The organism is Enterobacter cloacae complex sp. 2024EL-00227, assembly GCF_043945315.1.
In the GTDB taxonomy this organism is placed as follows: domain Bacteria; phylum Pseudomonadota; class Gammaproteobacteria; order Enterobacterales; family Enterobacteriaceae; genus Enterobacter; species Enterobacter roggenkampii.
This window is the reverse complement of record NZ_JBIMQP010000001.1, coordinates 320596-345006: the sequence shown is the minus strand read 5'-3', so window position 1 is coordinate 345006 and position 24411 is coordinate 320596. Positions and strand designations below refer to the sequence as shown.

Below are 24411 nucleotides of genomic sequence, written 5' to 3'. Positions count from 1 at the left end.
GCTATACACACGTGTCACAAAACAGTAAACAAATTAACCATTGAGCCCCGTGGCAAAAGGCTCTATATTGGCGGCGTTTTTTTCAGGCCCCTTCTGTTTTTTAACTTTTTATTCAATCGTGGCTCATAACGAAGCGGCGGTTGTAGGAGTGATATGATGACGGATAAAGTCCGTATTGACACCGTAGATGCCCACAAAAGCAACGAAACCTATCTGGCCCGTCAGGCCGAGTTTGAATCTAACGTCAGGAGTTATCCGCGCAAACTGCCTTTAGCCATCACTAAAGCAGAAGGCGTGTGGATCACCGATGCAGATAATAAAGAATACCTTGACTGTTTAGCAGGTGCAGGGACCCTTGCGCTTGGCCATAACCATCCTGATGTGCTGAAAAGCATCCAAAATGTCATTACCAGCGGCTTGCCGTTACATACTCTGGATCTGACTACGCCTCTGAAAGACGCGTTTTCCGAATACCTGCTCTCTCTGCTGCCTGGTCAGGGCAAAGAGTACTGCCTGCAGTTCACCGGTCCATCCGGTGCTGACGCCGTTGAAGCAGCGCTGAAGCTGGCGAAAAAAGTGACCGGCCGTAGCGGTATCATCAGCTTCTCTGGTGGTTACCACGGTATGACCCACGGCGCACTGTCGGTGACCGGCAACCTGTCTCCGAAAGAAGCGGTAGACGGTATGATGCCAGAAGTGCAGTTCATGCCTTACCCGCACGAATACCGTTGCCCGCTGGGTATCGGTGGTGAAGCGGGCGTGAAAGCGCTGACTTACTACTTCGATAACCTGATCAACGACGTTGAAAGCGGCGTGCGTAAACCTGCTGCGGTGATCCTGGAAGCGGTTCAGGGCGAAGGCGGCGTGAACCCGGCTCCGGCTGAGTGGCTGCAGCGCATCCGTAAAGTGACTCAGGAACACGGCATTCTGCTGATCCTCGACGAAGTTCAGGCTGGCTTTGCCCGTACCGGTAAATTCTTCGCCTTCGAACACGCGGGCATCGAGCCAGACATCATCGTGATGTCTAAAGCCGTCGGTGGCGGTCTGCCGCTGGCCGTACTCGGTATCAAAAAGCAGTTCGACGCATGGGCGCCAGGTCACCACACCGGTACCTTCCGCGGCAACCAGCTGGCGATGGCAACCGGTCTGACGACGCTGAAAATCCTGAAAGACCAGAACATCGCAGGCAAAGTGGCGGCACAGGGCGAATGGCTGAAAGGCCAGCTGAAAGAGATGGCGAAACGTTATCCGGTTATCGGTCACGTTCGCGGTCTGGGCATGATGATCGGTATTGAGATCGTTAAGCCGCACGAAGCCGCTGATCACATGGGCTGCTTCCCGGGCGACGGCGAGCTGTCTGCACTGATTCAGAAGAAGTGCTTCGAAGCCGGTCTGATTCTGGAGCGCGGTGGTCGTAACGGTATCGTTCTGCGTCTGCTGCCTTCTCTGCTGATCAGCGATGAAGAGCTGAAGATCTTCCTGGATAAATTTGAGCAGGCACTGCTTGCTGCGGGCGTTCGCCCGGCGTAACCGGAGTTATTGATTACGATGTCTGATTCAAACCCAATTTTGTTCTCCTCTGCGCAGAGCATTGAAGCTTACCAGCAGGCGATTGAACAAAGCACTCAGGCTGTAATGCAGTGGCTGAAACAGCCTGAGATGTACCAGGGCAAAACGGTCGCGGAACTGCGCGACCGTATTAAGCTGGATTTCAACCCGAAAGGGCTGGGCAACGAAGCGGCGATTGAACGCGCCGTGGAGTTCTTCCTGAAAGACAGCCTGTCCGTTCATCACCCGCAGTGTGTGGCGCACCTGCACTGCCCAAGCCTGGTCGTAAGCCAGGCGGCGGAAGTGCTGATCAACGCCACTAACCAGAGTATGGACTCCTGGGATCAAAGCCCGTCCGCAACCATCATCGAGATCAAACTGATCGAGTGGCTGCGTACCCGCGTGGGTTATCAGGCTGGCGACGCCGGTGTCTTCACCAGCGGCGGAACCCAGAGCAACCTGATGGGCCTGATGCTGGCGCGCGATGCGTTCTTTGCGCGTCAGGGTCACTCCGTTCAGCAGGACGGTCTGGTGGGCGATCTGCGTAAGATCCGCGTACTGTGCTCTGAAAACGCGCACTTCTCCGTGCAGAAAAACATGGCGCTGATGGGTCTGGGCTACCAGTCTGTGGTGCAGGTGAAAACGGACGAATTCTCCCGCATGGATCTGACCGATCTGGCGGCGAAAATCGAACAGTGCAATGCGAACGGCGAGCAGATTCTGGCGATCGTCGCAACGGCAGGTACCACCGATGCCGGCGCTATCGATCCGCTGCGCGCCATTGCTGAACTGGCGGCGAAGCAGAACATCTGGGTACACGTTGATGCGGCCTGGGGCGGCGCGCTGCTGATGTCTGAGCAGTATCGTCACTACCTGGACGGCATTGAGCTGGTGGATTCCGTCACCCTGGACTTCCACAAGCAGTTCTTCCAGACCATCAGCTGCGGCGCGTTCCTGCTGAAAGAAGCGCGCCACTATGAGCTGATGCGCTATCAGGCGGCTTACCTGAACTCTGAGTTCGACGAAGAAGCCGGCGTGCCGAACCTGGTCTCCAAATCGCTGCAGACCACCCGTCGTTTCGACGCGCTGAAGCTGTGGATGAGCCTGGAAGCGCTGGGTCAGGAGCAATACGCGGCGATCATCGATCACGGCGTGACCCTGGCACAGCAGGTTGCGGCGTACGTGAAAACGCAGCCTGCGCTGGAACTGGTTATGCAGCCGCAGCTGGCAAGCGTGCTGTTCCGCTTCCGTGGCGAGGTGCAGGCAGATGATGCCGGTATCGCCCTGCTGAACCAGAAAATTGGTGATGCGCTGCTGGAATCCGGCCGTGCAAACGTCGGCGTGACCGAGCATAACGGCGTGACCTGCCTGAAGCTGACGCTGCTGAACCCAACCGTGACGCTGGAAGATATCAAAATCCTGCTCTCTCTGGTTGAGCGCACCGCGCAGGAAGTTCTGGCTAAGTAATACAAAACCCCCTCTCCCGCCGGGAGAGGGGTTATTCTTATAAGCCCGCCCACCACATCCTGATTTTTAATCCCCAGTAGCTCGTCCAGCCCGTTGTGGTACTGACCACGTTCCCCTTCGATACAATGACTAACGTCGGCGTCACGCTCACCTGCCACGCCTGCGACAGCGCACCGTTTTCATCGTTTATCACCGGCATTTTCAGCTGTTTCTTGTCAACCCAGCGTGCAAGCTTTGCGTTATCACCAGAGCGCATGGCGATACTCACCACGTTCCCGCCCTCTTCTGCCAGCTGATTAACCGCAGGCGTGGTGTAACGGCAAATGCTGCACCAGGTCGCCCAGACGTAGATCAGCAGCGGACGCTCCTGGCTGAGCGCCGCAATATCATGCATTTTTCCGTCGATGCTCGTCATCGGTGTTGCACTAAAACTGGCGGGGAGTGTCGGTTTTCGGTATTGATCAACTCCCCACGCCACGGCCAGCGTCAGCAGAACGAGTATGACTCCTTCCCGCGCCCAGCGGCGCAGTCGATTGATTTTGCGGTTATCCATTGTGACCTCGTGTTTTAACGAAGGTCATCTTAACGGGCAATACACCATCACGCTGTAAAGAAATGTCGCGTCAGGGTTACTCCCGGGTATAGCCATAGTCGTAAGCGCTATACCCCGAGTTGTAATAGAGCGCCGCCGATTTCACAATGTCATTAAGGATCACGCCATTCACCTTTACGTTCATCCGTTCCATACGCTTAAGGCTGGTCTCGATCTCTTTCACGCTGGTTTTACCAAAGCGGGCGACCAGCAGCGTAGTGGCAGCTGCTCTGGCGATCAGCAAAGCATCCGTCACGGCAAGCACAGGTGGAGTGTCGATAATCACGATGTCATACCGCTTTTCAATCTGCGCCATCACATCCTGGAAGCGTTCACTCATGAGCAGGTCAACGGGATGCGTAGGTTGGGGTCCGCAGGTCAGTACATCAAAACCGCCTTTCTCAAAGCGTTGAACCGCCTCCTGCCACTCAACGGTTCCGTCGAGCACGCAGGACAACCCCCGATGATTGTTCAGCCTGAACACATTGTGGACATACCCTTTGCGCATATCCGCATCAACAAACAGCACCCGCTGTCCGGCCTGTGCCACAATCGACGCCAGTGAAGTACTGACCAGCGTCTTTCCGCAGTCCTGCGTGGGGCCAGACACCACGACAACCCGGTTTGCGGTATCCATCATGGTAAAATGCAAACTGGTGCGCAGCCCACGCATCGCCTCGACAAACGTATCAGCCGGACGGTCAATGGGCAGGAAAGGCACGTTGGATATCCTGTGCTTCCAGTGGGAAGTAAACAGGTTTCTCCTGCGCAGGTGCGTTTTTTTCCATAACCATACCGAGCGCGGAAGCGTTACCAGCAGCGGCATCCCGAACTCTTCCAGTTGTTCTGACGACGTAATGCCCCGCTTGAAGGCGGAACGCACTAAAACCGTTCCGGCAGAGAGGAGCAGCCCTATCATCATACCAAACAGAATGATGAGGGCTTTGCGCGGTTTGACAGGGGCCGGCTGCGTCACCGCCGGGTCTATGATCCGCACATTCCCGATAGCGCTGGAGCGCGAGATGCTCAGCTCTTGCTGACGCGTCAGCAACTGCATGTATACGGCGCGCCCGGATTCAACATCACGACTCAGGCGTAATATTTCCTGCTGCGTGGATGGCATGGAGGAGACGCGGCTATACAGGCGCGCGCGTTCCCGCTCAAGCGTTTGTTTTTTCTCCAGTAAAGCACGGTAGGTGGGATGGCCCTTTTTGAACAGCTGGGATACTTCTGCCTCGCGAAACGTCAGCTCGTTAAGCTGATTTTCCACGTTAACCACCTGATCAAGAACCGACTTTGCCTCAAGAGATAAATCGACCGAATCGCTTTGCTCTCGATAAGCATTCAGTCGCGCCTCGGCTTCATCCAGTTCGCGACTGATTTTAGGTAACTGATCCTGTAAGAACGTGAGGCTACGGGAATCTTTAGCTTCCTGGCGCGCAATGTTCTGGCTGAGAAAATTTTCGGCAATCGTATTAAGTACCGTAGCGGTCTTGCCGGGATCGTCACCCGTTAACGTTAAGGCGATCATTCCACTCTGTTTCGACGACTCCACAACCGTCAGTCTGCTCTGAATGGCGTTGATCGCCTCAAGCCTGGTAACGATGTTGAGGGTAAACTGGGTTCCCGGTGCCGCATTGAGGGAGGTCACCAGAAGAGAGACGCCCTCTTTAAGTAGCGCTTTTCCAACAATGCCTTCTGCCTCAAGCGTTTGTCCCTCAAGACGATATCGCCCTTGCTCGAGAACAGTGAGTAAAAGCGTTTGTGGATCCCCCTCCACAGACGGAATATTCAGCGAGCCAATCGTGATTTCAGCGGGGTTGCGCCCGTGAACGTGCTCCCAGAAAGCCCCAATGACGGGGAACAAGCGCCTATTAACCTCGTAGGTCAGCCCTAACCGATCAACGGTCTGTCCGAGGACCATCCGTGATTTAAGGAGTAAAAGTTCTGGAGCGACATCGGGTGAGAGATCGGATCTGAGCGAGGTCAGGTTCTTGAGCAGCGCGTTGCCCTGCTTCGCTTCGACCTGCACCAGGGCATCGGCCTGATAAACCGGCGTGACGCTGAAGGCGTAGATCCCCGCACATACCGTAAACAGAAGCGTAACGCACGCGATCATTACCCGGTGATCGAACATCTCAGCAAGCAACTGAATGAGATCCATTTCGTTATTCTGCGGTGTCGCAGCACTATATTTGTCTGATTTAGAAGACGACATTACGGCTTCATTCCTTGTTAACTCAAACGACGAGCCCATTCCTGACTGGCTTTCCCCAATTGCCCGAAAACATATTCAAAGGCTTCACGGCTTTTGCGATACGGGTCGGGAATGTCCTGGGTTTCCAGCCATTGTCCAAATAGCAGCGATTTTCCCCGGTTCTCCGGGGCCATTGTGGCAATAAAACGAAGGTGTTCCGGCTCCATCACCAGAATCAAGTCGGACTGTTGCAACAGACTGCACGTCACCCTGCGGGCAACGTGCCCCTCCAGCGAAAGGCCGTGACGCAAGGCCACAGCCTGCGCACTCGCATCCGCCGGGCGTCCTTCTAGTCCGAAAATACCTGCAGAGGTGACCTGCCTGCCGGGTAATTGCTGACGCAATAGCCGCTCACCAATGGGTGAGCGGCAAATATTGCCGGTGCAGACCACTAAGATTGAATGGAACATGACTACGGCCACGATCTGATGTTACGAACGGTTTCGGTCAGGTCATGTACGCCGCTGATGGTGGGCACCAGTTGGGAGATCACGCGATTCCAGCGCGATAGCGGTGCCGTGGTGACGTAGACAATGTCATACGGCTCAAGCTGGAATTCCGTACCCAGCACCATGGCTGAAGCATCTTCCGCATTCAGCTGATAGATATTGGCGATTTTGTCGGTGTCACCTTTTTTCGATACCTGGCGAATAACAAAAATGCCGGTTGCATCGGCCATATTTTGGTTAAGCCCCCCGGCATTGCCCAGGGCCTCGGCCAACGTCATGCCGCTACGATCCATCTTAAGGGTGCTCTGTTTCACCACCTCGCCCATTACGAACACTTTCAGCGCGTCGTTCCGGGGAACAAACAGGATATCGCCAGGATAAAGCAGCTTATTTTGGGTCAAATCGCCATGCTGCATCAGGGCATAGAGTGAGAGGTGGGCGTCCTGTCCATTGTGTGTGAGCACGACGTTACGCCAGTCGGCATCCGCCGAGAGCCCACCCGCGGCGTTAATCGCATCCATCACCGTCAGCGGAATATTGGTTATCGGCTGTTGACCCGATTTTTCCACCTCTCCGGTGACGTAGGCTTTTTGTGAACGGAAGGAGGCTACGCTGACGTCCACCTGCGGGCTCTCAATGACGCTATCCAGTCGAGCCGTAATCTCTTCACGTACCTGTGAAACCGTTTTTCCTGCCACCCGCAGTTTACCGACATAGGGATAAAAGAGCGTACCGTCAGCGTTGACCCAGTTGCCTGTATCGCTCGCGCTACGATATTGTCCTGCGGGCGTTGTTAATTCAGGGTGATCCCAGACGGTGACCGTCAGAATGTCGCCTGCACCAATACGGTATTCCCAGTTTTTGATCTGCTTGTCCAGATTAGGATTTGCCTGAGATTTCGACACGGGCGGGCGCAGTTTTTCAATCCACTCCGGCGTCAGCGGAAAAATTTCCACGCGCTTATCAAGCTGATAATTTGCCTCTTCCGCCGAAATAACTTTCTTATCTGACACACTTAAGCTCTGACCAGGTGAAAAAACGCACCCTGTTAACTGACTAATACTGAGAAATAACAGCGAAAATGCAGTTGTACTTTTCATTAATATAAATATTTCTTTTTAACGTTGCGTTTATCGTTAAGCCTGTAAAAAGACCCAATCCAACCCCATGAAATGTAATCAATTATGCTTATGAGAGATGAACTTCCTGCCCTTATAAAACACACCTCACCCGCGCTTTAAAAAACAGATCCTATACTCGACCTGGTTAAAAAACGGATGTCAGCACGCTTCATCCGGAGGCAATATTAAATGCTCTTCAGAGAGAAAGCATTCGCCTCGCTTTCTAACTTTGATATGGAAAGTTATTTTCAGAATTAATTAATGAAATGATAAATATTAAAAATATAATGCATCGACAATATTCCCGATACTGATAAACATCACGCAATTGGGCTACACAAAACCGTCCACTTTTGTTACATTTTTTTTCAAACATCCCCTGCGTTGATACTTAAAATGGACTGTCTGCTTCGCTTTCGACGTCCCGCAGACGAAAAGTATCTGTAACGATATCACTGGAGAAAAAATGGCTAAGCGTAAACTGCTGCTTCTGGGTGTATTACTGTCTCTGGCGGGATCCGCATTCTCTGCCCCGCAAACGGCCGCTGCACCCTCCGGCATCAAGGCCTATGAAGAACAAGAGTTCATCGCTGACTTCACGAAATTCAAGATTGGCGACACGGCGCCGGCGCAGTATCAAACGCCGGAGTACACCATCAAACAGTACCAGCTGCGTAACCTGCCGGCCCCAGATGCCGGAACCCACTGGACCTACATGGGCGAGAACTACGTGCTGATCGGCGATGCGGACGGCAAAATCTACAAAGCCTATAACGGAGATATTTTCTATCACCGCTAAGACCATTCTGATCCGCCCCTGGCAGGAAAGCGATCGTCCTTTCCTGCGCACGCTCTTTCTCCACGCCCGGCGTGAGGCCTGGCCATGGCTGGACAGTTCAGACTGGCAGCTGGAAGACTTTGACGCGGCCACCCGTGACGAAGTGATTTGGGTTGCCACGCAGAACGGCCATCGCCTGGGCTTTGCCTCCGTCTGGGCGAACGATAATTTTCTGCACAACCTCTTTGTTGACCCGCAGTATCAAAGCCACGGCGTCGGGAAAATGCTTCTGGAACAGGTGCAGAAGACGTTTACCAGTACAGGTTCGCTTAAGTGTCTGGTGAAGAATGCGCGGGCTGTCGCGTTTTACCAGCGGCACGGCTGGCACATTGAGGCGACGGGGGATTCTCCGGAGGGAGAGTATTATTTGATGCACTATCGGCTTGGGTAAAGTCAGGTGGCGCTTCGCTTACCTGACCTACAAAACCGTATTTCGTAGGCCGGGTAAGGCGAAGCCGCCACCCGGCACTAAGAGAAGAGGTATTACACCGCGCGGAACGCGATTTCGCCCGGGATGACTTCGCCCTGCCAGTAAAGCTGCGCCGCAACGCGACCCGCCAGCTGACGATACATCTCTGCAAATTCGCTGTCCGGACGGCTGACGACCGTCGGCTTGCCGCTGTCCAGATCTTCACGCAGGGTAATGTGCAGCGGCATCTGTCCCAGCAGTTGGGTGTGATACTTCGCAGCCAGTTTTTCTGCCCCGCCCGTACCGAAGATAGGTTCGTGGTGACCGCAGTTGCTGCAGATGTGCATGCTCATGTTCTCAACGATACCGAGCACCGGCACTTCCACCTTCTCGAACATCACAATGCCTTTTTTGGCGTCGATCAGCGCGATATCCTGCGGCGTGGTCACCACAACGGCACCCGTCACCGGAATGTTCTGCGCCAGCGTGAGCTGGATGTCACCGGTCCCCGGCGGCATGTCCAGCACCAGATAATCCAGATCCGGCCACATCGTCTCCTGCAGCATCTGCAGCAGCGCTTTGCTGGCCATCGGGCCGCGCCAGACCATGGCGTTATCGTCAGTCACCAGGTAACCGATGGAGTTGGTCGCCAGACCGTGCGCCATGATCGGCGCCATGTGGGTCCCATCGGGCGAGGTTGGACGCTGGTTTTCCGCGCCCAGCATGTTTGGAATAGACGGGCCGTAGATATCGGCATCCAGAATACCGACCTTTGCCCCTTCCGCTGCCAGCGCCAGCGCCAGGTTTACGGCGGTAGAGGATTTCCCCACCCCGCCCTTGCCCGAGCTGACGGCAATGATGTTTTTCACGCCGTTGACGCCAGGCTGGTTTTTCACGCGCTTCAGCGTGGCGATGCTGTGGCTCAGCTTCCAGTCGATTGCCTTCGCGCCGGTAATGCGCAGCAGCTCGGCGCTGGTCTGCTCTTTCAGCGCGTCAAAGGCGCTGGTCCAGACGAACGGCATCTGCAGCTCAACGTGCAGCGTGTCGTCCAGCCAGGCAACGTGGTGTAACGCTTTCAGCGTAGTGAGATTGTGCTTCAGGGTTGGATGCTGAAAGTTAGCCAGCGTCCCGGCGACCATTGCTCGTAAGGCTTCCGGTGATTTGGCCTGGGATTGAGAACTCATCCCGACTCCTTTGTTCTTGTGAATAAGACCTTAGATGAACAAGTTTACCTGAAAGGCCGTGGTTTGTGCTTACTTAATAATGCCCCTTTTGGTAATATCAAAAACCCTTTTCACAGTTAAAAGAAGTAATGCCTACTATGACTCAAGTCGCGAAGAAAATTCTGGTAACGTGCGCACTGCCGTACGCCAACGGCTCAATCCACCTCGGCCACATGCTGGAGCATATCCAGGCTGATGTCTGGGTCCGTTACCAGCGAATGCGCGGCCACGAGGTTAACTTCATCTGTGCGGACGATGCCCACGGCACGCCGATCATGCTGAAAGCGCAGCAGCTGGGGATCTCCCCGGAGCAGATGATTGCCGAAATGAGTCAGGAGCATCAGACCGATTTTGCAGGCTTTGACATCAGCTATGACAACTATCACTCCACGCACAGCGACGAAAACCGCGAGCTGTCGGAGCTGATCTACACCCGTCTGAAAGAGAACGGTTTTATCAAAAACCGCACCATCTCTCAGCTGTACGATCCGGAAAAAGGCATGTTCCTGCCGGACCGCTTCGTCAAAGGCACCTGTCCGAAATGTAAATCCCCGGACCAGTACGGCGATAACTGCGAAGTGTGCGGCGCGACCTACAGCCCGACCGAGCTTATCGAGCCGAAATCCGTGGTTTCCGGCGCCACGCCTGTGATGCGTGACTCAGAGCACTTCTTCTTCGACCTGCCGTCCTTCAGCGAAATGCTGCAGGCATGGACCCGCAGCGGCGCGCTGCAGGAGCAGGTGGCGAACAAGATGCAGGAATGGTTTGAATCCGGCCTGCAGCAGTGGGATATCTCCCGCGATGCGCCGTATTTCGGCTTTGAAATCCCGAACGCGCCGGGTAAATACTTCTACGTCTGGCTGGACGCGCCAATCGGCTACATGGGCTCCTTCAAGAACCTGTGCGACAAGCGTGGCGACACCGTCAGCTTCGACGAATACTGGAAGAAAGACTCTACCGCCGAGCTGTACCACTTCATCGGCAAAGACATCGTTTACTTCCACAGCCTGTTCTGGCCGGCCATGCTGGAAGGCAGCAACTTCCGCAAGCCAACCAACCTGTTTGTTCACGGCTACGTGACGGTGAACGGCGCCAAGATGTCCAAGTCCCGCGGGACGTTCATCAAGGCCAGCACCTGGCTGAACCACTTCGACGCGGACAGCCTGCGCTACTACTACACCGCGAAGCTCTCTTCCCGCATCGACGATATCGACCTGAACCTGGAAGATTTTGTGCAGCGCGTGAACGCGGACATCGTGAACAAGGTGGTGAACCTGGCGTCCCGTAACGCGGGCTTTATTGCCAAGCGCTTTGACGGCGTGCTTTCTGCCGAATTGGCCGATCCTGAGCTGTATAAAACCTTCACCGATGCCGCCGCTGCGGTTGGCGAAGTCTGGGAAAGCCGCGAGTTCGGTAAAGCGATTCGCGAAATCATGGCGCTGGCCGACGTTGCCAACCGCTATGTGGACGAGCAGGCTCCGTGGGTGGTCGCGAAACAGGAAGGCCGTGACGCCGACCTGCAGGCGATCTGCACCATGGGTCTGAACATGTTCCGCGTGCTGATGACCTGGCTGAAGCCGGTTCTGCCGCAGCTGGCAGCCCGCGCTGAAGCGTTCCTGAACACCGAACTGACCTGGGATGCTATTCAGCAGCCGCTGCTCGGTCACAAGGTCAACACCTTCAAAGCGCTGTACAACCGCATCGAGATGAAGCAGGTTGAAGCCCTGGTAGAAGCATCCAAAGAAGAAGTGAAGGCGGCTGCGGCACCGGTCACCGGCCCGCTGGCGGACGATCCGATTCAGGAAACCATTACCTTCGATGATTTCGCCAAAGTCGACCTGCGCGTGGCGCTGATCGAGAACGCGGAGTTTGTGGACGGCTCTGACAAGCTGCTGCGCCTGACGCTGGATCTGGGCGGCGAGAAGCGCAACGTCTTCTCCGGCATCCGTTCTGCCTATCCGGACCCGCAGGTGCTGATCGGCCGTCAGACCGTGATGGTCGCCAACCTGGCGCCGCGCAAAATGCGCTTCGGCATCTCTGAGGGGATGGTGATGGCCGCAGGCCCTGGCGGGAAAGATATCTTCCTGTTAAGCCCTGACGAAGGCGCGAAGCCTGGCCAGCAGGTGAAATAACAAAAAAGCCGGAGATTATCTCCGGCTTTTTTTTGCCCGGCGGCGCTACGCCTGCACGGGCCTACGGGTTTTGTAGGCCGGGTAAGGCGAAGCCGCCACCCGGCTAAACATCACGCCTTCGGGTGATGCACCCGGTGGGTCAGCCCGCGCAGGAAATTACGCAGGAACTGGTCGCCGCACTCGCGGTAGTTTTTATGATCCGGCGCGCGCATCATGGCGGTCACTTCCGGCACGGATACGCGGAATTTTTGCTCGGTCATGATCGCCACGATATCGTCCGTTTTCAGCGAGAACGCGATACGCAGCTTTTTCAGCACCGTGTTGTTGTTCACCCGACGCTCCAGCGCCAGCTCTGGCGCGGCCGGATCTTTGCCGCGCTTATCGTAAATCAGGCCGTTCAGGAAGCCCGACAGAATGATATCAGGACAGCGGACAAACCCCTCTTCGTCTTCTTTGGTCATCCACGTGTCAAAACTCGCAGACGTGGATTCCATGTCGGACAGCGCAAGAATGCGCACCATGTCGTTATTGTTCGCTTTCAGGGTGTAGCGCAGGCTACGAAGAATATCGTTACTTAGCATAGAGCCTTCGAATGTCGATGATGCAATGGCGCGCAGTGTACCAGCTTTACAGCCCAATCGCCTCTTTCAAACTCTTCAGGTAGCGGCGGCTGACCGGGACGGTTTGCCCGGCGCGCAGCACCAGCTCGGCCTGGCCGTTATCTTCCAGGCGGATCTCCTTCAGATGCGCCATATTCACCAGGTACTGGCGGTGACAGCGAATCAGCGGCGTGCGGCTCTCCAGCGTGCGCAGGGTCAGCTCGGTAAACCCTTCGTTCCCTTCCGCGCTGGTAACAAATACCCCGCTCAGGCGGCTGCTGACAAAGGCCACATCATCCATCTGCAGAAGATAGATCCGGCTGTGCCCGGTGCAGGGAATAAACTTCAGCGGCTGCTGGTTCTCCGCCAGCAGCGTGACGTCCTGCACGGTGCGCTCCTGGCGTAAACGGGTGAGCGTTTTATCCAGACGCTTCTCTTCAATCGGCTTGAGTAAATAATCAAACGCATGCTCCTCAAAGGCCTTAACGGCATATTCGTCGAACGCCGTCAGAAACACGATGTAGGGACGATGTTCCGGGTCAAGCATGCCGACCATCTCCAGCCCGCTGATGCGGGGCATCTGAATGTCGAGGAACAGCACGTCCGGGCGCAGCTTGTGCACCGCGCCGATAGCCTCAATGGCGTTGGCGCATTCCCCCACAATCTCAACATCCGGCTGCTCCTGCAGCAGAACGCGCAGGTTTTCCCGTGCCAGCGGCTCGTCATCCACAATCAGCACTCTTAACATGCGTTTTCCTCCAGCGGCAGTCGTACGGTAATACGGGTAAATCGGTCGGGCTCGCAGGCGACGGTAATGCCATAGTCATCGCCAAAATGGGCGCGCAGGCGTTTATCCACCAGGCTCATCCCTAAACCGCCGGAGGCCGAAGGCTGATAAAGCCCGGCATTATCTTCAATATCCAGCACCAGGTGATGGTTGAATCGGCTGGCGGCAATGGTTATCTCCCCCCTTCCCAGCAGCTGTGATGTACCGTGCTTAATGGCGTTTTCCACAATCGGCTGCAGGGTAAAGGCCGGAAGATGCTGATACGCCAGCTCGTCCGGCACGGAGAGCGACACCTGCAGACGCGACTGGAAACGCGCCTGCTCAATCTGCAGATAGGCATTTACGTGCTCAATCTCATCGGCGAGGGTCACAATCTCCGACGGCCGCTTCAGGTTCTTGCGGAAAAAGGTCGACAGAAACTGCACCAGCTGCGCGGCCTGATCGCTGTCGCGGCGGATCACCGCTTTGAGCGTATTGAGGGCATTAAACAGGAAATGCGGATTGACCTGCGCATGCAGCAGCTTAATCTCCGACTGCGTCAGCAGGGCTTTCTGCCGCTCATACTGCCCGGCGAGGATTTGCGCGGACAGCAGCTGGGCGATCCCCTCCCCCAGCGTGCGGTTGATGGAGCTGAACAGACGGTTTTTCGCCTCATACAGCTTGATGGTGCCCATCACCCGCTGATTCTCGCCGCGCAGCGGAATCACGAGCGTGGAGCCCAGCTTGCACTGGGGATGCAGCGAACAGCGGTAAGGCACTTCGTTACCGTCGGCATACACCACCTCGCCGGTTTCGATGGCGCGCAGCGTATAGGCTGAGGAGATCGGCTTGCCCGGCAGATGGTGATCGTCGCCCGTACCGGTAAAGGCCAGCAGCTTTTCCCGATCGGTTATCGCCACCGCGCCGATATCCAGCTCCTTGTAGAGCACCTGGGCCACCTTCATGCTGTTCTCTTCGTTGAACCCCTGGCGCAGGATCCCTTCCGTCGAGGCGGCAACCTTCAGCGCCGTGGCGGAAAAGGCCGAGGTGTACTTCTCAAACATGGCGCGCTTGTCGAGCAGGATGCGCATAAACAGCGCCGCGCCCACGGTATTGGTCACCATCATCGGAGCGGCAATGCTGCTGACCAGGTGCAGCGCATCCTCAAACGGACGGGCAATCAGCAGAATGATCGCCATCTGCGCCATTTCGGCCACAAAGGTAATGGCACCGGCGGTGAGCGGGCTGAAGACTTTATCCGGGCGACCGCGCTTGATCATATAGCTGTGCACCAGGCCGCCGAGAAGCCCTTCAACGATCGTGGAGATCATACAGCTCAGCGCCGTCATCCCGCCCATGGAATAGCGATGCAGCCCCCCGGTTAAACCGACAAGCCCCCCGACGACGGGACCGCCGAGCAGCCCGCCCATCACCGCGCCGATAGCGCGCGTATTGGCAATAGAGTCTTCGATATGAAGACCAAACCAGGTCCCCATAATGCAGAATATGGAAAATACGACGTAGCAGAGGAATTTGTGCGGCAGACGGACGGTGACCTGCATCAGCGGGATAAACAGGCGCGTTTTGCTCATCAGCCAGGCAATGACCAGAAACACGCACATCTGCTGAAGCAACAGCAGCACCAGGTTAAACTCGTACATACTCAAAACCGCACACGCTAAAAAACGCGTAACATACACGGATGCGGCTCAACTTTCTTTGAAGCATCCCAAAAAAGCGCAAAATCGTGCCCGTTATCACACCTTTTTCAGAATATCGCATACGCTTCGCATTCTTTGTGCAAAAAACAATCAATTCTTCCTGGTTCGGCAAAGTGGGTCTACAGTTAAGCTGGGGACGCGTAAGCCAGGGGGCGAATATGGCGCTTTACACGATCGGTGAAGTGGCACTCCTTTGTGATATCAATCCCGTTACCCTACGGGCGTGGCAGCGACGGTATGGATTACTCAAACCGCAGAGGACCGACGGTGGGCATCGCCTTTTTAATGATGACGATATCGACCGCATTCGCGAAATCAAAAGCTGGATCGACAACGGCGTGCAGGTTGGGAAAGTGAAGTCCCTGCTGAGCCACGACGACCCGGATACGCAACATCTCTGGCGCGAACAACAGGAAACTCTGCTGCGACTCCTGCAGGCGGGCAACCTGCAGCGCCTGCGTGGATGGATAAAAGAGCAGGGTCGCGATTACCCGGCGCAGACGCTGATCTCCCATCTTTTCATTCCACTCCGGCGACGCCTGCAGTGCCAGCAGTCCACCCTGCAGGCGCTGCTCAGCATGCTCGACGGCGTGCTGATCAACTACATTGCCGTCTGCCTTGCCTCAGCGAAGAACAAAGCCGGAAAAGATGCGCTGGTTGTCGGCTGGAACGTACACGATACCACCCGCCTGTGGCTGGAAGCGTGGATTGCCACCCAGAAGGGCTGGCGCGTGGATGTTCTGGCGCACTCGCTGGCGCAGCTCAGACCTGAGTTTTTCGACGGCCAGACCCTGCTGGTCTGGTGTGGCGAAGTGCCGTCCGCCTCGCAGCAACAGCTGCTGACGGAATGGCGTGAGAATGGTTACCCGGTCTATTCCCTTGGTCCGGATGAGCCATAACGGCATTTAATGGTTCATTAACAGCTGCGCTTCACCGTATAATTGTTCCGTTAACAACAGGAGCACATGATGAAGGCAACCAAACTGGCCATTATTACCCTTTTTGTCCTGATGGCCGTAAGCGGTATCGGCGGCGTGATGCTGGCAGGGTACTCGTTTATTGTTCGCGGCGGTGTCGGCTGAGGTACAGCGCCAGCCGCTCAAAAGCGCGATCGACGACGATTGCCGCCAGCGCAACCAGCAGCGCTCCCTGCACAATATACGCCGTATTAAACCCGCTTAAGCCGATAATAATCGGCGTGCCCAGCGTATTAGCGCCGACCGTCGACGCAATGGTCGCCGTCCCAATGTTAATGATGACCGACGTGCGGATCCCGGCAATGATAACCGGTGCCGCTAGCGGCAGTTCAACCTTGCGCAGCCGCTGACCGCGACTCATCCCCATCCCTTCCGCCACGCTCAGCACGGACGCAGGTACCGCCGCGAGGCCCGCCAGCGTGCCCTGCAGCACCGGCAATACGCCGTACAGAATCAGCGCAATGATGGCAGGCTGTTGGCCAAAGCCCATCACCGGCACCGCTATCGCCAGCACCGCCACCGGGGGAAATGTCTGTCCGATGGCCGCAATCGTCTCCACCAGCGGGCGAAACTCCCGGCCCGCGGGCCGCGTGACCGCGATGCCCGCCCCCACGCCCAGCACAACCGCGATGGCGCTTGAGAGCGCCACCAGCCAGAGATGCGCCAGGGCGAGATTAATGAAGCTCTCCTGCTGATACACCGGCCGCGGCAGCCCGGGAAAGAGACTGTTAAACAGCGCCGCGCTGTGGGGCATCAGAAACAGTAAGCCGACAAAGAGCGCTACCAGCCAGAGAAGCGGATCACGCAGTGCCTTCACGCGTCACCTCCCCGGCCAGCAGATCGCGAAAGTGTAAGGTGCCGCACGGCGCGCCCCGGGCATCAGAAACGGGCAATACTTCGCACTGGCGCGCGACAAACGCGGAGAGCGCATCCCGCAGGCTCATCTGCGCCTGCAGCGGTTCGCCGCTCACCGGCGCCGCCTCCCGACGCATATAGTCGCTCACCGTTCGCAGGGAGAGCAGCCTGACGCCCAACTCGCTGCGGCCAAAAAACTCGCGCACAAAGTCATTCTTCGGCCAGGTTAACAGCTCAAGCGGCGAGCCCTGCTGCACCACTTCGCCATGATCCATCAGCACCAGATGGTCGGCCAGGCGCAGAGCTTCATCAATATCGTGCGTCACGAGCACGATCGTGCGTCCAAGAATGCGGTGAATGCGGGTCATCTCCGCCTGCAGCGCCCCGCGCGTGACCGGATCCAGCGCGCCGAAGGGTTCGTCCATCAGCAGCACCTGCGGGTTGGCCGCCAGCGCACGCGCCACGCCCACGCGCTGCTGTTGCCCGCCGGAAAGCTGGTGCGGATAGCGGTCGCGCAGCGCGGGCTCTAGCCCCAGCAGAGCCATCAGCTCATCAACACGTTCGGCGATTTTCGTCCGCGACCATTTCTCCAGCTGCAGCACGGTGGCGATGTTCTGCGCCACCGTCCAGTGCGGAAACAGGCCGATAGACTGTATGGCATAGCCCATCCGACGGCGCAGCTCCAACACCGGCAGGCTGCGGATCTCTTCCCCGGCAAAGCGGATCAGCCCGCTGTCATGCTCCACCAGCCGGTTGATCATCTTCAGGGTGGTGGATTTGCCCGACCCGGAGGTGCCAATCAGCACGGAAAACGCCCCCTCGGCAAAGTTCAGGTTCAGGTGGCTCGCCGCGGGGCGACCGGCAAAGGTTTTACTGACATCATGAAATTCAATCATTGGCTCTTCTCCCGAGCAGCGCGAGCCATAAGGCAAACAGTGCGTCGACGACAACCGCCAGCGCAATCGTGGGCACCACGCCCAATAACACCAGATCCAGGGCACTGCTCAGCAGCCCCTGGAAGACCAGCGCGCCAAAGCCGCCCGCGCCAATCAGCGCCGCAATCACCGCCATGCCGACGGTCTGGACTGCCACCACCCGCAGGCTGCGCAACAGCAGGGGCAGCGCCAGCGGCAGCTGAATTTTCCAGAAACACTGCCGCGCGCTCATTCCCATCGCATGGGCGCTTTCCAGCACGTCAGGTGCGACCTGACCTAAGCCCGCGACCACGCCGCGTACCAGCGGCAGCAGGGCATACAGCACCAGCGCGATAAGCGCGGGCGTTAATCCCGTTCCGGCTATTCCCAGCATTCCCAGCGCCGGAAACGACTTCACCAGCCCGGCCAGCGGCGCAATCAGCAGGCCAAACAGCGCGACGGAAGGAATGGTCTGGATAACATTGAGCACGGTAAAAACCCCGCCCTGGCGTGAAGGATGGCGATAGCACCACATACCAAGGGGGATCCCAACCAGAAGCGCCGGAAAGAGCGTACCGAAGAGGATCGTCAGGTGCTGCGCGAGGGCATCATCAAACACCTCCTGACGGTTGGCGTACTCTTTTAACAGCGAGAGGCTGTTCAGCTCACCGCTGAACAGCAGGAGTAAAGGAATACACCATATCTGCGCATTGAACACCCATCGCCAGACGGCGCTGGGGATGAGTCGACGAATCGCATCGCTGCAGGCCAGCAGGCAGAGCGCCAGCCACAGCCACAGGCCGCTGCCGATAGTGGTTCTCGCCAGCGGACTTTCCGCCGAGGCCATATGCGTCGCCGCCAGCCCGGCGCTCCAGAACAGGAGAATAAACAGCCCTTCAGAGAGAAGCAGCGTCAGCCACTGGGCCAGGCGTCCCTGCCAGAGCGACAGGATCACCCACGCGCCCAGCGCCGCCGCCAGCCACCCCGGCGTAAACGACCAGACCTGCCAGAGCGCTTTTCCCTCCCCCGACATCAGACGGTTTGGGGCAACGTTGACAAACGGTAACGCGACCGCTGCGATGGCCACGCAGGCCAGCAGCAGCAGGACGCGGTTATGACATTTTATTGGCACAGCCTTTTCCCGTTACTTCACAAGCCCTTGTTGTTTCAGGAAGTCTGCGGCCACTTTTTTGGCATCCAGCCCCTCGACGGCAATGCTGGCATTCAGCTGCTGCAGCGTTTTTTCATCCAGCTTTTCGAATACCGGTTTGAGCCATTCTGCAATGTCCGGGTACGCTTTCAGCACCGCCTCACGCACCACCGGGGTCGGCGCATAAATTGGCTGTACGCCTTTTGGATCGGTCAGGGTCTGCAGGCCAAGCGCCGCCACCGGGCCGTCGGTGCCGTAGGCCATGGCCGCGTTAACGCCGGAAGTTTGCTGTGCCGCCGCTTTGATGGTCACCGCGGTATCCCCGCCCGCCAGCGAGAGCAGCTGCGCCTGGTCGAGCTTGAAGTCGTAGGCTTTTTCAAACGCGGGCAGCGCGTCAGGACGCTCGATGAACTCCGCCGACGCCGCAAGCTTAAAGTCGCCCTTCTCTTTCAGGTAGCGGCTGAGATCCGCCAGGGTAGTCAGCTTCCCTTTCTCCGCCACGTCCTTGCGCACGGCGATAGTCCAGGTATTGTTGGCCGGTGCCGGGGTCAGCCAGACCAGTTTGTTCTGTTCCGCGTCGAGTTTTTTGACTTTCTCATACCCGGCTTTGGCGTTTTTCCATGCCGGATCGTTTTCATCTTTGAAGAAGAATGCGCCGTTGCCGGTGTATTCCGGGTAGATATCCAGCTCGCCGGAGGTTATCGCGCCGCGCACGACGGGCGTGGTGCCAAGCTGAACTTTATTGACCGTTTTCACGCCGTGGCTTTCCAGCACCTGCAAGATGATATTGCCGAGCAGCGCGCCTTCGGTATCGATCTTCGAACCCACTTTTACCGGCTCCGCCGCCTGTAACGGCAGGCTCAGCGCCGCCAGTAACACCGCAGATCCCAACATCCCCTTTGCAATCGTCATTCCGCTATCCTCATTTTTTTGCTGCCTTTTTCAGAGGCTTGAGAGAAAAGCGTAGCTTAAAACGGCGGAATTAACCGTCAAAATGCCTTTTTAGCATAAGGTAAGACGCCTCCCCCGCAGGACGGGGGGAGGCAAAGGAGGGAAAGGTTACAGCAGCTCGAACTCGCCTTTATTCACGCGGGCGGAGTCCATGCCGATAAAGACGTTAAATTTGCCCGGTTCCGCATCGTATTTCATCTGCTGGTTCCAGAACTTCAGCGCATCCACGTCGATCGGGAAGCTGATGGTTTTGGTTTCCCCCGGCTTCAGCGTGACCTTCTCGAAGCCGCGCAGCTGTTTCACCGGACGGCTCATCGACGCGGTGACATCCTGCACGTACATCTGGATCACCGTAGCCCCTTCGCGCTTGCCGGTGTTGGTCACCTCAACGCTGGCGGTGACCTTGCCGTCACGCTTCAGGGTCGGCGCCGACATTTTCACGTCGGAGACCTTGAAAGTGGTGTAGCTCAGGCCGTAACCAAACGGATAGAGCGGGCCGTTAGCTTCGTCGAAGTAGCGAGAGGTGTACTTGTTCGGCTTGTCGGCGTTGTACGGGCGACCGGTATTCAGGTGGCTGTAGTAAACCGGGATCTGCCCGACGGAGCGCGGGAAGGACATCGGCAGCTTGCCCGACGGGTTGTAATCGCCAAACAGCACGTCGGCGATGGCGTTACCGCCTTCGGTACCGGCGAACCAGGTTTCCAGAATGGCGTCAGCCTGCTGGTCTTCCTTCACCAGCGCCAGCGGACGACCGTTCATCAGCACCAGCACCAGCGGCTTGCCGGTGGCTTTCAGGGCGGCGATCAGATCGCGCTGGCTCTGTGGAATGGTGATATCGGTACGGCTGGAGGCTTCGTGCGCCATACCCTGCGCTTCACCCACAACCGCAACAACGACGTCAGACTGCTTCGCGGCGTTCACCGCTTCGTCAATCATCTCCTTCGGCGTGCGCGGATCGACCTTCACCGCTTCCTCGTACTGGTTGAGGAAGGTCACGATATCTTTATCGTTGGTGACGTTCGCCCCTTTGGCGTAAACCACTTTGGCGTTTTCACCGACGGCACTCTTGATACCGGTCAGCACGGTCACGGACTGGTCAGCCACGCCCGCCGCAGACCAGCTGCCCATGACGTCGCGCTTGCTGTCGGCCAGCGGACCCACCACGGCAATGGTGCCGGATTTTTTCAGCGGCAGCGTGTCGAGGCGGTTCTTCAGCAGCACCAGGCTTTCGCGCGCGACGTCACGCGCCTCTTTGCGGTGCAGGCGGCTTTCAGCGTTGGTATCTGCCGGGTCGGAGTCTTTCGGACCCAGGTGGCTGTACGGATCGTTAAACAGCCCCATGTCGTATTTCACGTTCAGCACGTGACGGGTGGCATCGTCCAGCTCCGCCATCGTCACCTTGCCGCTCTTCACCAGCCCCGGCAGGTACTTGCTGTAATACTCGTCGCTCATGCTCATGTTGATGCCGGACTTGAGCGCCACGCGCACCGCGTCTTCCGGATCGGAGGCGGTACCGTGTTTGATCAGCTCTTTAATCGCGCCGTGGTCGGAAACGGTGATGCCCTTAAAGCCCCACTGGTCGCGCAGCACGTCTTTCAGCAGCCAGGAATCAGAGGTCGCAGGCGTGCCGTTCAGCGAGTTCAGCGCCACCATCACCGCGCCGCTGCCCGCATCCAGCCCTGCCTTGTACGGCGGCATGTAGTCGTTGAACAGGCGCTGCGGGCTCATGTCGACGGTATTGTACTCTTTACCGCCCTCCACCGCGCCGTAGGCCGCAAAGTGTTTGACGCTGGTCATCACCGAGTAGCGGTCCGCCGGGCTTTTGCCCTGCATCGCTTCCACCATGGTTTTACCCATCGTGGAGGTTAAATACGTATCTTCACCAAAGCCTTCCGAGCCGCGGCCCCAGCGCGGATCGCGCGAGACGTCCACCATGGGCGCCCAGGTCATGTTCAGGCCGTCGTCCGCCGCTTCATAAGCCGACACGCGCCCGACGGTTTTCACCGCGTCGAGGTTAAAGGAAGACGCTAAGCCGAGGCTGATGGGAAAGACGGTTCGCTGGCCGTGCACCACGTCATAGGCAAAGAACAGGGGAATTTTCAGGCGGCTGAGATTCATCACCTGGTCCTGCATCTTGCGGATATCCTGGCGGGTGACGGTATTAAAGATGGCCCCTACCTGCCCGTCTTTGATCATCTCGCGGATGGCCTCTTTCGGGTTATCCGGGCCGACGCTGATCAGACGCAGCTGGCCGATTTTCTCATCGACCGTCATTTTCTTGAGCAATTCCGTGACAAACGCGTCCCGCGCTTCAGGCGTGAGCGGGTGATTGCCAAACAAATCCTCTGCCAGCGCAGGTTGCAGCGCCAGGCTGACGGCGACACCTACAGAACATAGCCATTTCATGTCGTTTTACTCTCTCATCAATAACCGCCGGACGATCTCGGCCATACCGTGCGAAAAGCGCAGTGTGCCACAAACCCTCCGATCGTTGCAGGGTTATTCTCTGATTTTTCTCGTGAATACTCGACCGCTTAACAGTTAATCGCGCTATGCTTTACAGCGAGAAATTTGCCCCACCACAAGGAGTGGAAGATGTCTTCTGTTCGAACTGACGATAACAAAACCTTTATTAACGAACTGTCGCGCCTGGTTGGCTCCTCTCACCTGCTTACCGACCCGGCTAAAACCGCCCGCTACCGCAAGGGCTTCCGCTCCGGTCAGGGCGAGGCGCTGGCGGTGGTTTTCCCCGGCACGCTGCTGGAGCTGTGGCGCGTCCTGAGCGCCTGCGTCGCCGCCGACAAGATTATTTTAATGCAGGCGGCCAACACCGGCCTGACCGAAGGCTCCACGCCGAACGGCAACGATTACGATCGTGACATCGTGATTATCAGCACCCTGCGCCTCGACAAGCTGCACCTGTTGGATAAAGGCGAGCAGGTGCTCGCGTTCCCGGGCACCACGCTTTACTCCCTCGAAAAAGCGCTTAAGCCGCTGGGCCGCGAACCGCACTCGGTGATCGGCTCCTCCTGCATTGGCGCCTCGGTGGTCGGTGGGATCTGCAATAACTCTGGCGGCTCGCTGGTGCAGCGCGGTCCCGCCTATACCGAGATGTCCCTGTTTGCCCGTATTGACGAAAACGGCAAGCTGACGCTGGTGAACCACCTGGGAATCGATCTCGGCGTCACGCCAGAACAGATCCTCAGCAAGCTCGACGACGATCGCGTGAAGGATGAAGACGTTCAGCACGACGGTCGCCATGCGCACGATCATGACTACGTGACCCGCGTGCGGGATATCAATGCCGATACGCCGGCGCGCTACAACGCCGACCCGGATCGCCTGTTTGAATCCTCCGGCTGCGCGGGCAAGCTGGCCGTTTTTGCGGTACGTCTGGACACCTTCCCGGCCGAGAAAAAGCAGCAGGTATTCTACATCGGCACCAACCAGCCTGAGGTTCTGACGGAGATCCGCCGTCATATTCTGGGCGAATTCACCCATCTGCCGGTGGCGGGCGAATACATGCACCGGGACATTTACGACATCGCCGAGCGCTACGGCAAAGACACGTTCCTGATGATCGACAAGCTCGGCACCGACAAAATGCCGTTCTTCTTCACCATGAAGGGCCGTACCGACGCGATGCTGGAGAAAGTGTCGCTGTTCAAACCCCACTTCACCGACCGCTTTATGCAGAAGCTGGGCAACGTTTTCCCGGCGCATCTGCCGGAGAGGATGAAAACCTGGCGCGACAGGTACGAACATCACCTGCTGCTGAAAATGGCCGGAGACGGAATTGCCGAAGCGCAGAGCTGGCTGACCGAATTCTTTAAAACGGCCGAAGGGGATTTCTTTGCCTGTACGCCTGAAGAGGGCAGCAAAGCCTTCCTGCACCGCTTTGCCGCCGCAGGGGCCGCCATCCGATATCAGGCAGTACATTCCGAAGAGGTGGAAGATATTCTGGCGCTCGATATCGCCCTGCGGCGTAACGACACCGAGTGGTTTGAACACCTGCCGCCGGAAATCGACAGCAAGCTGGTGCACAAGCTCTATTACGGCCACTTTATGTGCTATGTCTTCCATCAGGATTACATCGTCAAGAAAGGGGTCGATGCACACGAACTGAAGGAGCAGATGCTCGCCCTTCTGCGTGAACGCGGCGCACAATATCCTGCGGAACACAACGTCGGACATCTTTATAAAGCCCCTGACGCACTTAAGCAGTTTTATCGCGAGAATGACCCTACAAACAGCATGAATCCCGGCATCGGTAAAACAACGCGGAAGAAATACTGGAAAGAGAGCGCAGACGCGGAGCGGCACATAACGCAAACGTCTGATTAATTCCTACAGCCAAATTTGAGAGATTGTTAAGCGCTCCTTAATCGTAATAGAGTAATCGCTTATCGCCGGAGAAACGTTTCTCCGGCCTTCGATAAGAG

The 24411-nt window shown here is 57.1% G+C and carries 21 protein-coding genes; 8 read left to right on the top strand and 13 right to left on the bottom strand.

Annotation, left to right across the window (positions count from 1 at the left end; all coding sequences use genetic code 11):
• The first annotated feature begins 153 nt into the window (after positions 1-153).
• Both ACHH0Z_RS01535 and ACHH0Z_RS01530 read left to right on the top strand, forming a co-directional pair.
• Positions 154-1530 (top strand): diaminobutyrate--2-oxoglutarate transaminase, encoded by a 1377-nt coding sequence (locus ACHH0Z_RS01535; protein ID WP_014884533.1) that lies wholly within the window; start codon positions 154-156, stop codon positions 1528-1530.
• Between the two features lie 18 nt (positions 1531-1548).
• Positions 1549-3015, top strand: coding sequence for an aspartate aminotransferase family protein (locus ACHH0Z_RS01530; RefSeq protein ID WP_023344528.1), 1467 nt, complete (start codon positions 1549-1551; stop codon positions 3013-3015).
• A 37-nt stretch (positions 3016-3052) separates the two neighbouring features.
• Here the strand turns inward: ACHH0Z_RS01530 and ACHH0Z_RS01525 are convergent, their stop codons facing one another.
• The 4 genes from ACHH0Z_RS01525 to ACHH0Z_RS01510 form a co-directional block, all read right to left on the bottom strand.
• On the bottom strand, positions 3053-3568 hold the full coding sequence (locus tag ACHH0Z_RS01525; RefSeq protein WP_023325651.1) for a protein disulfide oxidoreductase: 516 nt from the start codon (positions 3566-3568) through the stop codon (positions 3053-3055).
• A 76-nt stretch (positions 3569-3644) separates the two neighbouring features.
• Entirely contained in the window at positions 3645-5825 is a 2181-nt protein-coding gene (locus ACHH0Z_RS01520; protein ID WP_023344530.1) for a polysaccharide biosynthesis tyrosine autokinase, read from the bottom strand.
• Between the two features lie 17 nt (positions 5826-5842).
• Positions 5843-6274, bottom strand: coding sequence for a protein-tyrosine-phosphatase (locus ACHH0Z_RS01515; protein ID WP_021241484.1), 432 nt, complete (start codon positions 6272-6274; stop codon positions 5843-5845).
• A gap of 2 nt (positions 6275-6276) precedes the next feature.
• Positions 6277-7413 carry a polysaccharide export protein gene (locus tag ACHH0Z_RS01510; protein WP_032637807.1) on the bottom strand — a complete coding sequence of 379 codons (1137 nt, stop codon included), beginning with the start codon at positions 7411-7413 and terminating at the stop codon, positions 6277-6279.
• A gap of 487 nt (positions 7414-7900) precedes the next feature.
• On the opposite strand from ACHH0Z_RS01510, the gene ACHH0Z_RS01505 reads away from it, so the two are divergent.
• Positions 7901-8233, top strand: a complete 333-nt coding sequence (locus ACHH0Z_RS01505) for an RcnB family protein (protein ID WP_008500887.1) — start codon at positions 7901-7903, stop codon at positions 8231-8233.
• Positions 8178-8663 (top strand): GNAT family N-acetyltransferase, encoded by a 486-nt coding sequence (locus ACHH0Z_RS01500; RefSeq protein WP_008500888.1) that lies wholly within the window; start codon positions 8178-8180, stop codon positions 8661-8663. The genes ACHH0Z_RS01505 and ACHH0Z_RS01500 overlap by 56 nt, the downstream gene beginning before the upstream one ends.
• 92 nt (positions 8664-8755) lie before the next feature.
• Here ACHH0Z_RS01500 and apbC read toward each other — a convergent pair whose 3' ends face one another.
• Positions 8756-9865: an iron-sulfur cluster carrier protein ApbC gene (gene apbC, locus ACHH0Z_RS01495; RefSeq protein WP_008500889.1), complete on the bottom strand. Its 1110-nt coding sequence runs from the start codon at positions 9863-9865 to the stop codon at positions 8756-8758.
• 137 nt (positions 9866-10002) lie between these two features.
• Here apbC and metG point away from each other — a divergent pair, with 137 nt between their 5' ends.
• Complete coding sequence (gene metG, locus ACHH0Z_RS01490; protein ID WP_045407636.1) at positions 10003-12036, top strand: methionine--tRNA ligase; 2034 nt, start codon at positions 10003-10005, stop codon at positions 12034-12036.
• A gap of 110 nt (positions 12037-12146) precedes the next feature.
• On the opposite strand, the gene ACHH0Z_RS01485 is transcribed toward metG, so the two are convergent.
• The 3 genes from ACHH0Z_RS01485 to ACHH0Z_RS01475 are packed head-to-tail and all read right to left on the bottom strand — an operon-like array spanning position 12147 to position 15062.
• The gene (locus ACHH0Z_RS01485) at positions 12147-12617 is read right to left on the bottom strand and encodes a DUF1456 family protein (protein WP_008500891.1); all 471 of its coding nucleotides are present in this window, start codon (positions 12615-12617) and stop codon (positions 12147-12149) included.
• A 46-nt stretch (positions 12618-12663) separates the two neighbouring features.
• On the bottom strand, positions 12664-13383 hold the full coding sequence (gene btsR / locus ACHH0Z_RS01480) for a two-component system response regulator BtsR (RefSeq protein WP_023344533.1): 720 nt from the start codon (positions 13381-13383) through the stop codon (positions 12664-12666).
• Positions 13377-15062, bottom strand: coding sequence for a sensor histidine kinase (locus ACHH0Z_RS01475; RefSeq protein ID WP_032637810.1), 1686 nt, complete (start codon positions 15060-15062; stop codon positions 13377-13379). The genes btsR and ACHH0Z_RS01475 overlap by 7 nt, the downstream gene beginning before the upstream one ends.
• A 218-nt stretch (positions 15063-15280) precedes the next feature.
• On the opposite strand from ACHH0Z_RS01475, the gene mlrA reads away from it, so the two are divergent.
• Positions 15281-16021, top strand: coding sequence for an HTH-type transcriptional regulator MlrA (mlrA, locus tag ACHH0Z_RS01470; RefSeq protein WP_008500894.1), 741 nt, complete (start codon positions 15281-15283; stop codon positions 16019-16021).
• Between the two features lie 69 nt (positions 16022-16090).
• On the top strand, positions 16091-16204 hold the full coding sequence (locus ACHH0Z_RS01465) for a protein YohO (protein WP_008500895.1): 114 nt from the start codon (positions 16091-16093) through the stop codon (positions 16202-16204).
• Here ACHH0Z_RS01465 and ACHH0Z_RS01460 read toward each other — a convergent pair.
• From ACHH0Z_RS01460 to bglX, 5 genes are all read right to left on the bottom strand, one after another.
• The gene (locus ACHH0Z_RS01460) at positions 16179-16916 is read right to left on the bottom strand and encodes an ABC transporter permease (protein WP_008500896.1); all 738 of its coding nucleotides are present in this window, start codon (positions 16914-16916) and stop codon (positions 16179-16181) included. The two genes, ACHH0Z_RS01465 and ACHH0Z_RS01460, sit on opposite strands and share 26 nt — an antisense overlap.
• A complete protein-coding gene (locus ACHH0Z_RS01455; protein WP_008500897.1) occupies positions 16900-17850 on the bottom strand; it encodes an ABC transporter ATP-binding protein in 951 nt (316 codons plus the stop codon). Before ACHH0Z_RS01455 ends, ACHH0Z_RS01460 begins: the two co-directional genes overlap by 17 nt.
• Positions 17843-19000, bottom strand: a complete 1158-nt coding sequence (locus ACHH0Z_RS01450) for an ABC transporter permease (protein ID WP_023344536.1) — start codon at positions 18998-19000, stop codon at positions 17843-17845. Before ACHH0Z_RS01450 ends, ACHH0Z_RS01455 begins: the two co-directional genes overlap by 8 nt.
• A gap of 12 nt (positions 19001-19012) precedes the next feature.
• Positions 19013-19930: an ABC transporter substrate-binding protein gene (locus ACHH0Z_RS01445; RefSeq protein WP_021241490.1), complete on the bottom strand. Its 918-nt coding sequence runs from the start codon at positions 19928-19930 to the stop codon at positions 19013-19015.
• Positions 19931-20077: 147 nt separating this feature from the next.
• The gene (gene bglX, locus ACHH0Z_RS01440) at positions 20078-22375 is read right to left on the bottom strand and encodes a beta-glucosidase BglX (protein ID WP_045407638.1); all 2298 of its coding nucleotides are present in this window, start codon (positions 22373-22375) and stop codon (positions 20078-20080) included.
• Positions 22376-22564: 189 nt separating this feature from the next.
• On the opposite strand from bglX, the gene dld reads away from it, so the two are divergent.
• Entirely contained in the window at positions 22565-24313 is a 1749-nt protein-coding gene (gene dld / locus ACHH0Z_RS01435; protein ID WP_023344538.1) for a D-lactate dehydrogenase, read from the top strand.
• The last annotated feature ends 98 nt before the right edge of the window (positions 24314-24411 follow it).